The sequence below is a fragment of the Ruegeria sp. AG1 genome, assembly GCF_056541705.1.
On sequence record NZ_JBQFYU010000001.1, the window covers coordinates 291081 to 305661 of the forward strand.

At 55.8% G+C, this 14581-nt stretch carries 15 protein-coding genes; 9 read left to right on the top strand and 6 right to left on the bottom strand.

The genetic code is table 11. The features are described from left to right. Nucleotides 1-83 precede the first annotated feature (83 nt). The 4 genes from ACR0B5_RS01490 to ACR0B5_RS01505 are packed head-to-tail and all read left to right on the top strand — an operon-like array spanning nt 84 to nt 4165. The gene (locus ACR0B5_RS01490; RefSeq protein WP_480537923.1) at nt 84-1322 is read left to right on the top strand and encodes an oligosaccharide flippase family protein; all 1239 of its coding nucleotides are present in this window, start codon (nt 84-86) and stop codon (nt 1320-1322) included. Further along, nucleotides 1319-2233 carry a glycosyltransferase family 2 protein gene (locus ACR0B5_RS01495; protein ID WP_480537925.1) on the top strand — a complete coding sequence of 305 codons (915 nt, stop codon included), beginning with the start codon at nt 1319-1321 and terminating at the stop codon, nt 2231-2233. The genes ACR0B5_RS01490 and ACR0B5_RS01495 overlap by 4 nt, the downstream gene beginning before the upstream one ends. Nucleotides 2234-2253: 20 nt before the next feature. Next, nucleotides 2254-3240, top strand: coding sequence for a glycosyltransferase family 2 protein (locus ACR0B5_RS01500; RefSeq protein ID WP_480537927.1), 987 nt, complete (start codon nt 2254-2256; stop codon nt 3238-3240). Nucleotides 3241-3253: 13 nt separating this feature from the next. Beyond that, nucleotides 3254-4165 (top strand): glycosyltransferase family 4 protein, encoded by a 912-nt coding sequence (locus ACR0B5_RS01505; RefSeq protein ID WP_480537929.1) that lies wholly within the window; start codon nt 3254-3256, stop codon nt 4163-4165. Nucleotides 4166-4457: 292 nt separating this feature from the next. Here ACR0B5_RS01505 and ACR0B5_RS01510 read toward each other — a convergent pair whose 3' ends face one another. Then, nucleotides 4458-5336, bottom strand: coding sequence for a LysR substrate-binding domain-containing protein (locus ACR0B5_RS01510; RefSeq protein ID WP_480537931.1), 879 nt, complete (start codon nt 5334-5336; stop codon nt 4458-4460). 98 nt (nt 5337-5434) lie between these two features. On the opposite strand from ACR0B5_RS01510, the gene ACR0B5_RS01515 reads away from it, so the two are divergent. After that, nucleotides 5435-6139 carry an SDR family oxidoreductase gene (locus ACR0B5_RS01515; RefSeq protein ID WP_480537933.1) on the top strand — a complete coding sequence of 235 codons (705 nt, stop codon included), beginning with the start codon at nt 5435-5437 and terminating at the stop codon, nt 6137-6139. Continuing rightward, nucleotides 6129-6383: a DUF6552 family protein gene (locus ACR0B5_RS01520; RefSeq protein ID WP_480537935.1), complete on the top strand. Its 255-nt coding sequence runs from the start codon at nt 6129-6131 to the stop codon at nt 6381-6383. The genes ACR0B5_RS01515 and ACR0B5_RS01520 overlap by 11 nt, the downstream gene beginning before the upstream one ends. Nucleotides 6384-6565: 182 nt before the next feature. Here the strand turns inward: ACR0B5_RS01520 and ACR0B5_RS01525 are convergent, their stop codons facing one another. The 3 genes from ACR0B5_RS01525 to ACR0B5_RS01535 form a co-directional block, all read right to left on the bottom strand. Beyond that, a complete protein-coding gene (locus ACR0B5_RS01525) occupies nt 6566-7723 on the bottom strand; it encodes a M24 family metallopeptidase (protein ID WP_480537937.1) in 1158 nt (385 codons plus the stop codon). Continuing rightward, nucleotides 7714-8862 carry an amidohydrolase gene (locus ACR0B5_RS01530; RefSeq protein WP_480537939.1) on the bottom strand — a complete coding sequence of 383 codons (1149 nt, stop codon included), beginning with the start codon at nt 8860-8862 and terminating at the stop codon, nt 7714-7716. The genes ACR0B5_RS01525 and ACR0B5_RS01530 overlap by 10 nt, the downstream gene beginning before the upstream one ends. Before the next feature lie 222 nt (nt 8863-9084). After that, complete coding sequence (locus ACR0B5_RS01535; protein WP_480537941.1) at nt 9085-9882, bottom strand: hypothetical protein; 798 nt, start codon at nt 9880-9882, stop codon at nt 9085-9087. A gap of 313 nt (nt 9883-10195) precedes the next feature. On the opposite strand from ACR0B5_RS01535, the gene ACR0B5_RS01540 reads away from it, so the two are divergent. The 3 genes from ACR0B5_RS01540 to ACR0B5_RS01550 are packed head-to-tail and all read left to right on the top strand — an operon-like array spanning nt 10196 to nt 11944. Then, nucleotides 10196-10399, top strand: a complete 204-nt coding sequence (locus tag ACR0B5_RS01540; RefSeq protein WP_480537943.1) for a helix-turn-helix domain-containing protein — start codon at nt 10196-10198, stop codon at nt 10397-10399. Beyond that, nucleotides 10399-10905 carry a helix-turn-helix domain-containing protein gene (locus ACR0B5_RS01545; protein WP_480537945.1) on the top strand — a complete coding sequence of 169 codons (507 nt, stop codon included), beginning with the start codon at nt 10399-10401 and terminating at the stop codon, nt 10903-10905. The genes ACR0B5_RS01540 and ACR0B5_RS01545 overlap by 1 nt, the downstream gene beginning before the upstream one ends. Further along, nucleotides 10883-11944 carry a tyrosine-type recombinase/integrase gene (locus ACR0B5_RS01550; protein WP_480537947.1) on the top strand — a complete coding sequence of 354 codons (1062 nt, stop codon included), beginning with the start codon at nt 10883-10885 and terminating at the stop codon, nt 11942-11944. The genes ACR0B5_RS01545 and ACR0B5_RS01550 overlap by 23 nt, the downstream gene beginning before the upstream one ends. Here the strand turns inward: ACR0B5_RS01550 and ACR0B5_RS01555 are convergent, their stop codons facing one another. After that, the gene (locus ACR0B5_RS01555) at nt 11945-13780 is read right to left on the bottom strand and encodes a 7-cyano-7-deazaguanine synthase (RefSeq protein ID WP_480537949.1); all 1836 of its coding nucleotides are present in this window, start codon (nt 13778-13780) and stop codon (nt 11945-11947) included. Further along, the gene (locus ACR0B5_RS01560) at nt 13773-14552 is read right to left on the bottom strand and encodes a hypothetical protein (protein ID WP_480537951.1); all 780 of its coding nucleotides are present in this window, start codon (nt 14550-14552) and stop codon (nt 13773-13775) included. Before ACR0B5_RS01560 ends, ACR0B5_RS01555 begins: the two co-directional genes overlap by 8 nt. Between the last annotated feature and the right edge of the window lie 29 nt (nt 14553-14581).

Below are 14581 nucleotides of genomic sequence, written 5' to 3' on the forward strand. Positions count from 1 at the left end.
TCTGGCTGTCCGCCCGCGTCTGGGACAGGGAAGTCGCGGCCAATTAGAACTGATCCCAACACTGTTTTTGGACATTTGGCGACATGGATCAGCAATTGGCACATTCCGGTTTTTTGCGGCACCTGCTGGCCTATGCGGCGTCCGAAGTGGCTGCAAAGGCGTCGCGCCTTGTGGTCGTTGTTGTCGTGGCCCGCAGCCTCAGCCCCGAGGCAATCGGTCTGGCTGCTGCTGCCCTTGCGGCAGGGGATATCCTCAAGGCGCTGACCGAGAACGGCGTAGGGCAGAGGATCATCCAAGCCCCTCAGGCTGAGTTGGAACAGCGCTGCAACACTGCGCATCGCATCTTCTGGGTCTGGTGCGGGGCGCTGTTTTCGCTGCAGCTGGCTATCGCTGCGTTCCTCTACGCGATAGGGCACGAGACGCTGGCGCTGCTGCTCGCCATTCTGGCGGGAGAGTACCTGTTCATGCCCGCCGGTCTAGTACAGGCCTCGCTTGCGATGCGTGAGGGCAAGCTGCAGCAGACCGCCGCCATTGCCGGAGGGCAGTTGGTTGGAGCGAATGTCATGGCGGCGCTACTGGCGCTGCTCTGGGCCTCGCCGCTGGCTTTGGTGCTGCCCCGCTTGCTGGCTGCTCCGATCTGGCTGGTCCTGATGCGCCGCCTGCGTCCCTGGGCGTTGGACACCAAACAAGGATTTGCCGCTCTTCGCCCCTTTGTTGGGTTCGGCTGGGCCGTTCTGGGCGTCGAGATAGTCAAAGTTCTGCGTCTCCAGGCCGACAAGCTTGTCGTCGGCGCGATGCTGGGGGCCGAGAGCCTTGGCATCTACTTCATGGCTTTCAACGCTGGGCTCGGCTTGGCGACATCTTTCACGCAGGCCTTTTCAGTTGTTCTTTTCCCACATCTTTGCGCAGCCCCGGATAAAACCAAGGCGCTGCGTCATGGGCTCGGCACGTCCCTCCTGGTGCTAAGCCCGTTGGTTTTGCTGCAAGCCGCGCTTGCGCCGGTCTATGTGCCGCTGCTGCTAGGGGCCGAGTGGCAACAGATGTCACCGGTAGTCTCGGTCTTGTGCCTTGCCGCATTGCCCAGCGTCATCTGGTCAGCCGTGGCCGGATGGCTGCGTTCCGAGAACCGCGCGGTTGCCGAGCTATGGGTCAGCGCGGCCTTGGCCTTCGCATTGATCCTCAACACCGCGATCATGGCGCCTTTCGGGCTGATGCCAGTGGCGACCGGGTACCTGCTTACGAGTGCTGCCGTGATGCTAACGGCCTCTTGGGTGCTGCTGCCTCGGGATCACAAAACAACAGAAAGGCTCGGCTTCCAATGACCCGCTTTACCATCATCGTGCCGTTTCACAGCGATGCGGATACTATCGCCGACACGCTTACCAGCATTCGCGCACAAAGCTTCGAGGATTGGGAGGCGATCTGCGTCGGCGACCGTCCCTCAAACGCGTGTCTGTCCATCGTGCTGGATCACATCGCGCAAGACCCACGCATCCGGGTCGCAAGCAGCCCCTTCGATGGCCCAAGCGCCGCCCGCAACTATGGGGCCGAGCTGGCCAAGGGTGACATACTAGCGTTCTGCGACGCAGACGATCTGTGGCACAAGGACAAGCTGGCGCAGCTAAAAGAAACCTTCCAATCCTCCTCGACGGATGCGGTTTTTGGGCAGATCCGGTTCTTCACGGATCGGCCCGGAGATTCTCAGACAGGTTCGACCGTTTCTGACGCACCCCTGACCATTCGGGACCTTTTGGCTGAGAACCCGGTCTGCACCATGTCCAATCTTTCGATCCGTCGCGAGGTCTTCAACGCTGTCGGCGGGTTGGACACGAGAACGGTGCACAACGAAGACTTGGAGCTGTTGATCCGCCTCGCAGGCGAAGGGTTCACCATCAAAGGGGTCAATCAATTCCAAGTTTGGTATCGCACCAGCGCCGAGGGCTTGTCGTCGGATTTGGCCGCAATGCGCGCTGGGCGGGCCTACGCGGTGAAAACGGCTGCGTCTTATGGCGTGTTCCCGTCTCGGTCGTCCGAGGCCGTCTATCTGCGTTATCTCGCCCGCCGAGCGCTGCGGTTGGGACATCAGGGTCAGGCGCTGTCTTACACAGGCAAAGGCTTGAGCCTGCATGCGCGCAGTTTCCTGCTGCCCCTGCGCCGAGGACTGCCTACCACCGCAGGGGCCGCGCTGGCCCCGATCCTGCCGCAAGCGATCAAACGCGCGTGGTTTTCATGAGAATTTTGAAGGAGATCACCATGCCTACAGCATCCATTGTCGTACCGGCCTACAACACCGAAGCAACCCTGGCCGAAACGCTCGACTCGCTGCAGGCGCAAACCTACGACGATTTCGAAATCATCATCGTCGATGACGGATCGCAGGACGCGACCGCCGAGATCGCCCGCGCGTGCCAAAGCGATCCACGCGTACGAATTGTCCAGCAAGCCAACCGCGGGCTGGCGGGGGCCAGAAACACCGGCATCGCTGCCGCGCGGGGTACGTTCATCGGTTTTTGCGACGCCGACGATCTGTGGATGCCCGAGAAGCTGGCGGCTCATATTCACCATCTCAAGGCCGAACCGGATGTGGGGGTTAGTTACTCCGGCAGTGCCTTGATCGACGAGGCGGGGTGCGCGATGGGGATCAAACAAGCACCCCGCCTGAAGGATGTGACCGCAGCACATGTTCTGAACCGCAACCCAATCGGCAATGGATCGGCGGCCGTTATTCGAAAGACTGTGCTGGAGGCTCTGGCCTATCGCCCGAGCTTTGAAACCGAGCGGGATTGGGTCTTCGATGAGACCTTCCGGCAGTCCGAGGATATCGAATGCTGGATGCGGTTGATGCTGAAGACCGATTGGCAGATCGAAGGCGTTCCGGGGCTGCTGACCCACTACCGGATCAATGCAGGCGGGCTGTCCGCCGCTTTGGATCGTCAGCTAGAGGCGTGGGAGCGGATGGTCGCGAAGCTGCGCCCGCTGAACCCTGAATTCTTCACCCGGCACGAACCCTCGGCCCGCGCTTATCAGCTGCGCTATCTGGCGCGGCGGGCCATCACCAACCTCGATCGGGACAAAGCTTGGGAGTTGTTTGCGCGAAGCGTCCAGGAAAGCCTCCGCCCGGTGCTTGAGGAACCTATGAAATCGTTCAGCACTTTCGCCGCAGCCCTTGCGTTGAAAACTTTTGGACCCGGCCCGATCACCCGGGTGGCACAAATGAAATCCAAACTGCAATCGATTTGAGAGAGGCGTCATCATGGAACAGAAAAAGATCCTCCACCTGGTAGACGACACCACTGCGGGTGGCGTGATGCGGATGCTCGACCATCTTTTAGCGCAGTCAGATCTGTCCGGCGCGGTCGAGCAAAAGGTGTTGAAGATCAAACGGACCGCATTTTCTTGGGGCAAACTGAATGCGGATGTCATCGTGTCCCACGTCGTACCAAGTTGGAGAAGCCTGCCCGCGTTCTCGGCCCTTCGCGCAATGCATCTGGACACGCGACTGGTCCATGTCGAACACAGCTACACCCGGGCATTCACCGCCCTGAATGTCCCGCACAAGCGCCGGTTCTTTGCGATGCTGCGGGTGATCTATTCCTTCTTCGATCAGGTGGTCGCGGTCAGCCATGCGCAGTCGGATTGGATGAAGGAACGACGCCTGGCTGCTTCGGAAAAACTAACCGTCATTCCTCCGACCGTTGATCTTGAGCAGTTGTCTAGCAACACGATGCCGCCCAAGTCAAAGACCACAATTGGTGCCATCGGGCGGCTTGAACAGCAGAAAGGGTTCGACATCCTGATCCAGGGCTTTCGGTCAACCCGAACGCCGGGCGCGCGCTTGTTGATCTTTGGTGAAGGCAGTCAGCGTTCATACCTTGAGGCGTTAGCAGAAGGTGACCCGCGCATCGAATTTAGGGGTCATGCCAAAGATCCAGCAGAGGCTTATCAAGCCGTTGATATCATTGCGATTCCCTCGCGTTGGGAGGCTTACGGACTTGTGCTGGACGAAGCGCTTGCCGCGAAGCGCAATGTGATAGCCAGTAAAGTTGATGGGTTACGTGACCGTGAAGGAGATACGAGAGTTTCATTCTGCAACCTTAACCCTTATGATTGGCGACTTGCGATCAATAATTTTCTGCTTTCCAACACTATTGAGAAAAGCAGCTGAATCAAAATTTGACACTGGATCTTTTGCGTTTTTGCCGAGCCATTCGCTGCAAAATCAATTGTGATTTCAAAGAAATTGCCTGAGTCCAGCTTTGCGTTTTGTGCGCGAGCCTACTTAGCGCAGTACATTTTGGTGCCCTCTTTGGACTGCGAGCGGTCATTACCTTGTGCTAAGTGGACGGCAGCTATGTCCGCGAAGCAGACATTGAACAGAGTTGCGACGAATGACCGTTTTGCGGACAAAGCTACCATTCGCCGAAATGATGCGAATGACTGCTTTCCATTCAAGGCACTTAGGTATCTTCGGCGGAGCGCAACTTGAGCCATGCCACAACGTTGGCTACTGCCTCATGGTTTTTAGTGGCCCGCGACATGAGGACATAGAAGTCATTTTTACCCACGACCCAGGCTGCACCAACCTCGACCAAGCGTCCGGCTTCAATGTCATGAGCTACTAGAAACCGGCTTACCAAGGCCACGCCTTGTCCAGCGATGGCAGCGTCGACCGCAAGCGACGTTTGGCTCAAGCGGAGGTCACGGGGAGACTGGTCCTTGACGCCTAATTGCGCAAGGTAGCTGGGCCATAGATCATGGGTGTCATGGATCTTCGGCAGTTTAGTGAGGGTTCCTGGCTCAAGGAGACTACCGTCCTTGGCCGCGAATTTTGGCGCGGCCACCGCGATGAGCGATTGCTTGAACAAAAGCGTTACGTCCAGTGACGCGCTGAAGGGTGGCGACCCTTGGCGCACTGCAAGGTCTATCCCGTCGCTATGAAAGCTCGAGATTTTCTCAGTTGCCATGATCCGCAAATCAATATTCGGATATGCTGCCGAAAAGTCCGGTAAGTTGGGGATCAGCCATTTTGCTGCGAACGTCGGGGTGACGCTGATAAGGACTTTGTTCGGCTCTGGCTTCAACTCTGCCGTTGCGGATCGAAGGTCTTCGAACACGTCAGCTATCCGGTTGTGAAAGCTGCGTCCGACCGATGTAAACCGTAGGCCCTTAGGCACCCGTTCAAACAAGGCCACATCAAGATGCGCTTCGAGCTGACGCACTTGTTGCGCCACGGCCCCTTGAGTGACGCCCAATTCATCGGCGGCGGCTCGGAAACTAAGGCGGCGGCCTGCTGCATCGAAAGCACGCAAACTATTGAGCGGGGGAAGGTCAGTCATTTTGCGATAGTATTTCTACTGTCATGTAACATCAATTCTCAATCGTACTTTCTCATTGAGCGAGCCATATATAGTCCAATCATGAAAGGACACTCGTTATGTCAGTAGAAAAAGTAGCTCTGGTCACAGCGGGCGGTAGCGGCATGGGAGCGGATGCAGCCCGTAAATTGGCGGAAGATGGGTTCAAGGTTGGCATCCTGTCCTCGTCCGGCAAGGGTGAGGCGCTCGGCGGCGAACTCGGCGGCTTTGGCGTGACCGGCTCTAACCTTGACGGAGAAGCGCTGAACGCTTTGGTCGAGGGTGCGAAGGATCGTTGGGGCCGTATTGATGTCTTGGTGAACTCTGCTGGCCACGGACCGAAGGGTCCGGTTCTCGAAATCAGCGACGACGAATGGCATAAAGGGATGGAAGTCTACCTGATGAACGTAATCCGCCCGACAAGGCTTGTCACACCCACAATGCAGGCGCAGGGCGGCGGAGCAATCATCAACATCTCGACCTTTGCGGCATTCGAACCCGACCCTCTTTTTCCAACGTCGGGGGTATTCCGGGCCGGGCTTGCTGCATTCTCGAAGCTCTACTCGGACAAATTTGCGTCAGAGAACATTCGTATGAACAACGTCCTTCCGGGCTTCATCGACAGCCTGCCCGAAACCGAAGACCGCAAAGCGCGTATTCCCATAGGGCGTTACGGGTTGGCGTCGGAGGTGTCTTCTCTTATTTCGTGGCTCTCCTCAGAAGATGGTGGCTACATGACGGGACAAAACCTGCGTATCGACGGAGGCTTGACCCGTGCAGTCTGATGCTTTGGTCCTTGGATCGCCTCGCGAGCGCCTTGTCTTCGCGGTCAAGTGGGGCGCATCCGCCGTTCAGATCATGGGATACACTGCAACGGGTTTTGGCTGGGCACCTTGGAACCTATACATGTTTCTTGTCGGTGTCGTTGGTTGGTTCGCCGTTGGCGCTCTATGGAATGACAAGGCACTCATGCTTGTCCACCTTGTCGCGTTAGGCGCAATGATTTCTGGTATGGTTAGCGGCAGATGAGCAAAAGCAGCCATTCGTGCATTGCGTAGCATTCGGTATTTCTGGGCTCGAAGCAGACTTTCAGTTAATTCCGCTGAATGTCCGCATTGCCGACAGAGTGAGCTTTCACTGCATCAAAACCAATGGCCGTTTTCTATCATTCGAACAGCTTCGCTAAAATTGGGATGGCTATTCAAGACTGATCACAAGATGAGTTGATCAATTGTCTTTGGATGATTGGTCACTGGCTCATAGCCGTCTTGCGTTATGATAAAACTGTCACCGATCTGGGCACGGAAGGTGTCTACAGACACAGATCCATCCACTGCAAAAACCATACCTGGCTGGAGTATTGTTGTGTCGCCAGTAACCAGTTGCGGAGTTTCCAGAAAGCTGAAACCTGTCGCGCGGCCACAACGAAAAGGATACTCATATCCTGCACCTTGAATAACTTCTGCATATGCAGAGTGAACGCTTTCTGCTGTTACACCGGGTCGCAACGCTTTAAGCGCGGCTTGCTGACTGGCCAGTGCGACCTCATAGACCGCGGCCTGAGATGGGTCATTAATCTCGCCAATCCAAAAGGTTCGGTCAAAGCCTAGCTTGAAGCGGTGAAAATTGGTCATGCCGCACAAGCAGAGGAACACCGGCTCGCCGCGCCGCATGATACGTGTGGTGGCGCGGTGATGGGTCTTTGTGATTGCCTCGCCCGAAGCCATAATTTGCAGGAAGTGCGTATTCGGCGACATATCGGCGTCTTCGTAGTGCGCGTTCAGAAGTTCCGCCGCTTTGCGTGTCCCTGCTTGTGATGTGGCAAGGGCTACTTCGTATTCTGGCGTACCATCCCCGATGGCAGCGCGACCGGCGTTCATCATGGCGTCTGCGACCTGACCTGCATGGCGTGCTAGCAGTAACTCTCGGTCGGATTTGATCATCCGCATCTCGGACAGGATCGGTGTGACCGAGGTGAGATTTTGCGCACCAACCAGTTCATCAATATATGCGCGCACAAGGGCTGGCATGTGATTGGGCTCTATTCCAATACGCCTGGCACCTTTGACGACGGTAGGTAGTTCAGCGCGCCATTCCACCCCCATTCCGTCATTCCATGCCGCAATCTTGTCTACACACGCCGCAGATTGAGCAGCGATGAGGTCAATTGTGGGTGTGATCAACAGGCTGGAACCGTCGCGCGGCACCACCAATATGGTCGGGCGGCCAAATTCCATATGCAAATAGTCGTAGTACCCTGTCAGGTAATAGACATTGTCGTCATCGGTGATGAGAGCGACATCAAGGCCTTTTTTGCCCATTTCGACGCGAAGCCTATTCATGCGGGATTCTAACATGGTCAATCGCATCCGTTTCCTGCTACCGGCAGGCGGTCACGCACTAGTTGTGCCCAAAACGCGACCCCAATTGGCAACAGATCATCGTTGAAATCATAGTCGTCCGAATGGAGCGGTTGGCCACACGGCCCCTCTTGCCCGTTGCCGAGCAGCAAGAAGCACCCCGGAACAGCGGCCGAGAAGTGCGCAAAATCCTCCGAGAAACTCATGGGTTCGCGATTGCCTTCAGTCTCCAGCCCTAAAGCGAGAGCCGCGTCTACGACTGCGCGAGTTTGTTCCGGGGCATTGATCGTCTCGACGAATTCTGTGTCAAATGTCATAGATACTTTTACTCCGTGGGCGGCTCCGATACCTTCGGCAAGCTGGCGCATAAGCCGCGCGACCTCCTCGCGTTCCTCTGGCGTCCGTGCGCGTACGTCCCCTTTGAGGGTTGCGACACCAGGTAGGACATTGCGCTGACCATCGGCCAGGAATTCCGTTACCGAAACGACAACACCCGCGCCCGGAGCAAGCTTGCGCGAGACGATGGTTTGCAAGGCCTGCACAATCTCTGCCCCGATGGTAATCGCATCCCGCCCAACCTGCGGCATGGAGGCGTGACCTCCTTGTCCTTCGATCAGAATTTCAAACAGGCTTTCGCTCGAACAGATTTGACCGGGCCGCGTGGAAATCTGCCCCACCGGCGCGGAAGGAAGATTGTGAATGGCATAGACTTCCTCAACGGGAAAACGCTCTAGCACACCCTCGGCAATCATGGCTTGTGCGCCCAATCCGTGTTCTTCGTTGGGTTGGAAAATGAACACCACCGTGCCATCAAAATCGGGCTCTTCAGCAAGGGCCGCCGCCGCGCCCAAGAGCATTGTCATATGGCCGTCATGCCCGCACGCATGCATAACACCAGCCGTCTGGGAGACATAGTCATGGCTGCTGGCCTCATGTATCGGCAGTGCGTCCATGTCGGCTCGTAGACCGATGGCACGATTCCCTGTCCCGCGTTTAAGGACACCAACAACACCCGCGCCGACATGGGTCTCGATTCCGAGATCTTGAAGGATACTCGCAACCCGTGCCTTCGTGTTTTCTTCAGCAAACCCGAGTTCGGGCATTCTGTGAAATTCGTGGCGTAAGGCGATCAGGTCAATTGGTGGCATTCGTTTTTCTCGCTGGTTGGTCTCCGACGAGGTTAACTTGAAAACTCGGCAAGGCAGGCTGGAATACGACCCATGGCAGGAAATTTAGCAAGTACCTGAATCACCAACGTATGATCAAAGAAGACATTTGTGCCGGTTGCAGCATTGTGCATTTTTGGTTCGAAGCGGTAGTTCGCTGCGCTTTGCTTGAATGACCGCTCTGCAGGCAAAGTCACCGTTCAATCAAAGGTCGGGTTTATGAATTCCGGAAGCGATACGCGTGCGCTCGTGAAGACGTGAAAGAAGTGCTCCTAAAAGGTTGAACCAGGTCATCGGAATTAAAACGACAAGGCCATGACCCTTTGTATAACCTGGATTGCGTAGCTTAAAAAACTGAACGTCTGATGGATCAAGCCGTTCGTTGAGACGTTTTTCTTGCGGTGTTTCGATAGTGACCCATCCGACGTCACGCACAAACGGGTCTTCTGGACGAACTGCCGGATCAGAGAAGCTTTCTATGAGCTGGCGAGCGATTACCTGAGTATCAGCGGGCGGCTTAACATTCGGGTGCGGGAAAATTCGCCGAAAATACTTGCAGAACAGGTGATAGCTCGACGTGTGAACGAGTGTGCCGAGATAGTACACTGGGGTGAATGGGTGGCTTAGCTTTTCAGTTAAAGCACGTACGATCCCGAAGCCGTAAGTTGCGCCGCGCCCGCGAAACCCAGGTGCCAACCCAGCCTCTGCCCGCAATACAATGACGCTGCGCCCATGCACTTGGCGTCGATAACGGTGAACTGCACAATAACCAATAACACTTTGGTCTGCCGCGTAGTAAAGCTGGATGGATGTTGCTTCTGCCGGCGGTTCTATCACGTGCTGATGAAATTCTTCGGCGGAAACGCCCGCAAAGATCTTTTGATGTACTGAATACAGTATGTTCGACAGTGCTCGCCGCTCACAGGCCGATAGTTCTGCTGGCACAACAATCCTGCCTCGGAAAATCCTAGGTTCTTTTCCGGTATGGCGTTCCGTCTCCATTTCGACCGATTGTAGTGCGAGGATGTGGAGATGTCTCTGCTGGGCTCGAAGCCGTCTTCCAAGCATTTTTGATTAACGTCACCTTTCGGGTCATTTGCAGCCGCTGAGCCCCTGCGATTTGGATGGCAAGGTCACGCATTTTGCGGATGGGTCACACCTTTCTGATTCAAGTCACATAATATCAATGATTTAGCCCTAGAATGTGTCACGGCCTTATTGACGGCGGCCACAGATTTTAGAGATCCGAACCCTCACTTTGTTCAACAGAAGCGGACCGAACTTCCTCGTGCCGCAGTGAGCAGTTGAGGTTGATATGCCCAAGTTGACACAAGATCAGCTGGCGGAGCGGTGGCACATGTCGCCGCGGACGCTGGAGCAATGGCGCTGGCTCGGAAAGGGCCCCAGGTTTTTAAAGATCGGCGCGCGCGTTTTGTACGACAAAAGCGTGATCGAAGCCTTTGAGGAGGCGCAGGTCTGCCAGAATACATGCGGAATGATTTCCGGGGAGGGTGTGTAATGGCAAAGTCCTTCCCCTCACACAAAGTCAAATCGCACATTGTCTATACGGCCTGGGAGGTGGCGGACTTTTTAGGATGTCATCGCCAAACCGTCATTCGCTGGATTGGGAACAACGGACTTGCGGCTGATACCAGCAGCAAGCCTTGGTTGATCGAAGGACATGTGCTCAAGGACTTCCTCGGACAAAGACAGCGCAAAGCGCGGTGCAAGCTGGCATTGCATCACTGCTACTGCCTCAGTTGCAGAGGTCCGCGTGAACCTGACGGCAAGATTGCGGATTATGTTCAGGAAACAGCTTCCAGCGGCCGCCTAACAGCCCTCTGTCCGACGTGCGGTGCGGTCATGAACAAGATCATTCGCCGTTCAGATCTGGAAGCCATTCAGGCCAAACTGGAGGTCACACTTCAACAAGCCTCCCCAAGATTAGTGTCCTGTACCGAACCCCATTCAAAAGTGACCTTGAAAGAGGAGCCCGAGACCTATGCCAAAACACACCTCGGATAACCTGCGCATCAAGCGCAAACACCTTGTCTGGCTGAAGGACGCAAAGGGACTGTCGCAATCTTCGATCGACAAAGCCGCAGCATCGATTGCCATCTATGATAAATGGCTCAAAGGTAAGGACTGCAGGGCGTTCCACTCAGAAAGGGCGCGTGCGTTCAAACGCCATCTGCAAGGTCTGCGCAATGAACGTACGGGCGCGCCACTGTCAGCAGCTACGATCAACGGTGTGTTGCGCGACGTCATGAAGCTTTTTGACTGGATGGCGGACCAACCGGGGTACAAGTCCAGGATCTCGCGCGCAGACATTGCCTATCTCACGCCGGATCGCAAATCGGAACAGGCCCGTCGCAGCACCCTGTGGAAGCCGCATCCGTCCCATGAACAACTAAATCACCTTTTGTCCATCGCGCCTGCAGAAACAGTGGTCCAGCGCCGTGACCGCGCCCTGATCGCCTTCCTCTTCTTGACCGGATCACGTGAAGGTGCCGCCATCACCGTGCAACTGCGTCATGTCGATCTAGTCAATAAATGTGTGCAGTTTGACGGCCGTTCTGTGGATACAAAGTTTGGAAAGTCCTTCACGACCAGTTTCTTTCCCTTCGGTGATGATGTCGAAAGGATTCTGCGAGACTGGATCACAGAGCTTCGTCAGGACCATCTTTTCTCGGACACGGATCCTCTGTTCCCAAAGACGCGCGTCGCTGTTGGCCCGTCCAGACGCTTTGAGGCATTAGGTATCGCGCGCGACCCGTGGGCCGGCCCGTCGTCAGCGGCCAGGATCTTCAAGCAAGCTTTCGTCAACGCCGGGCTGCCACCGTTTTCGCCGCACCGCGTGCGAGATACGATCGCAGAACTGGCAAAACTTCACTGCAGGACACCAGAGGATTACAAAGCCTGGTCGCAGAACATGGGACACAACGACGTGATGACGACGTTCAGCTCCTATGGTTCCGTTTCACCTGGTCGTCAGGTCGAACTGATGGGGCGGTATCGCCGCCGTGGACCGTTGCCAGACGAGGACGCGGCAATAGATGAATGATCAGCTCCGGTGGCGCACCCGAACGACCACGCGTTCGGGAGCAAGCCGGTATCCGTTCCAAGAGAGATTTTCCATCAACTCTTCGGGCTTATCAACTGACAGACCAGCGGACTCGAATCTCTTTGCAATCGTTCTTCGCGCGGTCAGTATTCTCCGCCTAACGACTTCGTCGGATTCAACGCCTAATTTTTTGACGAGGTCGCCAGACTTCAAGCAGGGAAATTCCAAAGGTTCGCGACCTTTGCCTGCCGCACGGAGCCACTCTTCAGCCAAAACGATCAACAGATCCGCTGTGGCGTTTTTCTTAAGCTCAATATGTTCGCCGATCAAAACCAAACGTGAGGTTTTGTCGATTTCTATGGTCAGCGGTGGTTTCTCATTCTCGTTTTTTTCAACTGAGGGAGCTGGCACGAATGGCAAGGACAAGGCGCTCTGCATCTCGCCATATAGTCTTGGCAAACTCTGTTCTGGGAACTCGCCGGGTGACTTGCTTTCGAGAGTTCTGCGCATCACAGATGTGACCGCCTTGCCGTGGCGGTTAAGCAAATCTGCGATCATCGACATTGCTGTGTCTGGTGGACTGTCGAGATGATTGACCGCGTCCAGAACAACCGGGAAACTACGGGCCAGCGCATCTGGTGTGGCGTTCTCGAAGAACACTGCATTGCGTACGTAGGACAACGCCATCTCCCGGTCGGTCCCGTTCGGTCTAGAGTCCGACACAAGGTCCACGCGATAGGCATCTTCCGAGTCAAATCGCTCCAACCCCTTTGAAAGCATCGCGAACCGCCGATCGATACACTGCGAACAGCGCCCACAATGGAAGTATTGATGGGTTTGATTATGCACATCAGCGCAACTGCGCGTCTCAACGATCTGGTCTGCGATCCCAAGTTGGGAGATGCGCTCCACGACTTCAGCTTTAGTGCGCGCGAAGTAGGGATTGTCGACGCGCATATCGTTCTCGAAAACAAGCCGCAGAAGACCAGTGAAGAGCTTCAGTGTCTTGGGATGCGTGGTTCGCGTCGCTCGTGTTCCAACGACGTTGCCGACCGGCGGTAGGTTGAGGCTCACGACCCCGTTTTCATGGAACGACACGCGGTCAAGTCCAAAGGCCGTTGCAGTGATCGACCCAAGTACCGCAAACAAGAATGAGCGTGTGCGATGCGTTCTTTCCGCGGTCGATCGGCTCTTCAACTGGGCGGTCATGGGAATGTGACGGCACGTTTCCGGTCCGTACCGTTTGCTCAACGCTGATATCAGCCGTTTCTGGACCGGCGCTATTTTCGTGGACGAGGCATGACTGACCAAAGCAACCCGATGCTTCTGTTCCACGATTTCTTCCACAGCGCCCGCAAAGGAATAGAGTCCGCCGGAAAACATCAGGACGCGGTGGGGCTTCCATGAACTATTTCGGCCGAATTTGAAGAAGCGCGATCGCTCTGCATCCGGTTCGTCTTTGGTCGAAAAAGAAAATTCAAAGCGGTCGCCGGATAGAAACATCAACGTTTCTTCCAGAGCCTGTGTTACGCTCTCACGTTGCCAGAAATCCAGATCGCGAACCGGCATTGTGGCTACGAACCGTCTGTGCCACTTCTCACCCATCTTTTGATCCGCCGGGCCACCACGGCTGACTGCTGCGTCCGCGCAATAGACAAGCGCGGCAATCTCCAGCAAATCGAGTGCACGATCCTGCAGGGCCTCGACCAATTGACGGTTCAATTGTCCAATCCGCAGCGTCATTGCAACTTCGCGGCCAGCAATGTCGAGACGCAGAACTTCATCACCGCCGCTTTTTGTCAGCGGCGGCAACCATCTGACTTCAACTTCAGACAACGGCGCGACGGCGCCCAAACTCCGAGCGCATCTTTTTGAAAGCGTAAGCTGTGAACTTGTCTATTGCATCGCGATCAAGCGCCTGCTTCTGCCAGACGGTTTTGCCATACCAGCCGCCAGCATATTCTTCGACAATTCTAGACACTTCAAATGTGTGCTGGGCGAGGGCTTGTTGAAATGCCACTCGCTGTGCATCAGTTGAAAAGCGTCGATCCTCGCCAGTGTGATTGGCGAGTTCCCGGCTCAGATAGTAGTCTAGCGAGCGGTATGTCAGCCGGGCAAAGAAATCCCGCGAGAGTCTCGCAAATGCATCGCCCGAGGCGAAGCTCGCGAGTGCTTGGCGAATTTCTTGCGGTGTCGGTTCAAACAGGGATGGCAACCGGTCGTGCAGCTGAACGGAAAGGCTTTCCAAGAGCGCGACCTTCGCCAATTCTCCTGCATCTGAGGAACTTCGGAGATCGAAGCTGTTGCGATCAATGGCACGATCCAAACCGGCCAGCAAGCCGGTCACTGAACCGAGTTCCGACGTCGCAATGCCCAAGTCAGCCAAAGCGTCTTCGAAGCCCGGAGCCCTTGCAAGCAAAGGCAGCCTCACGAGGAGATCACTTACAAACTGAAACCGAGGGTCACGACTCGCGCGCGCGAGATCTTTGTCTGATGCCTCAGCCGCCGCCTCGGCGATCTCTTCGACTGACGCATCGGTTGCGATCAGATCAACGACCTCGCGCCACTTCCTGGACCGAGGCAAAGTGCCAAGCCTGATGTGTCCCATCAGTTCCTCCCTTGCCTGAAGAGGCATAC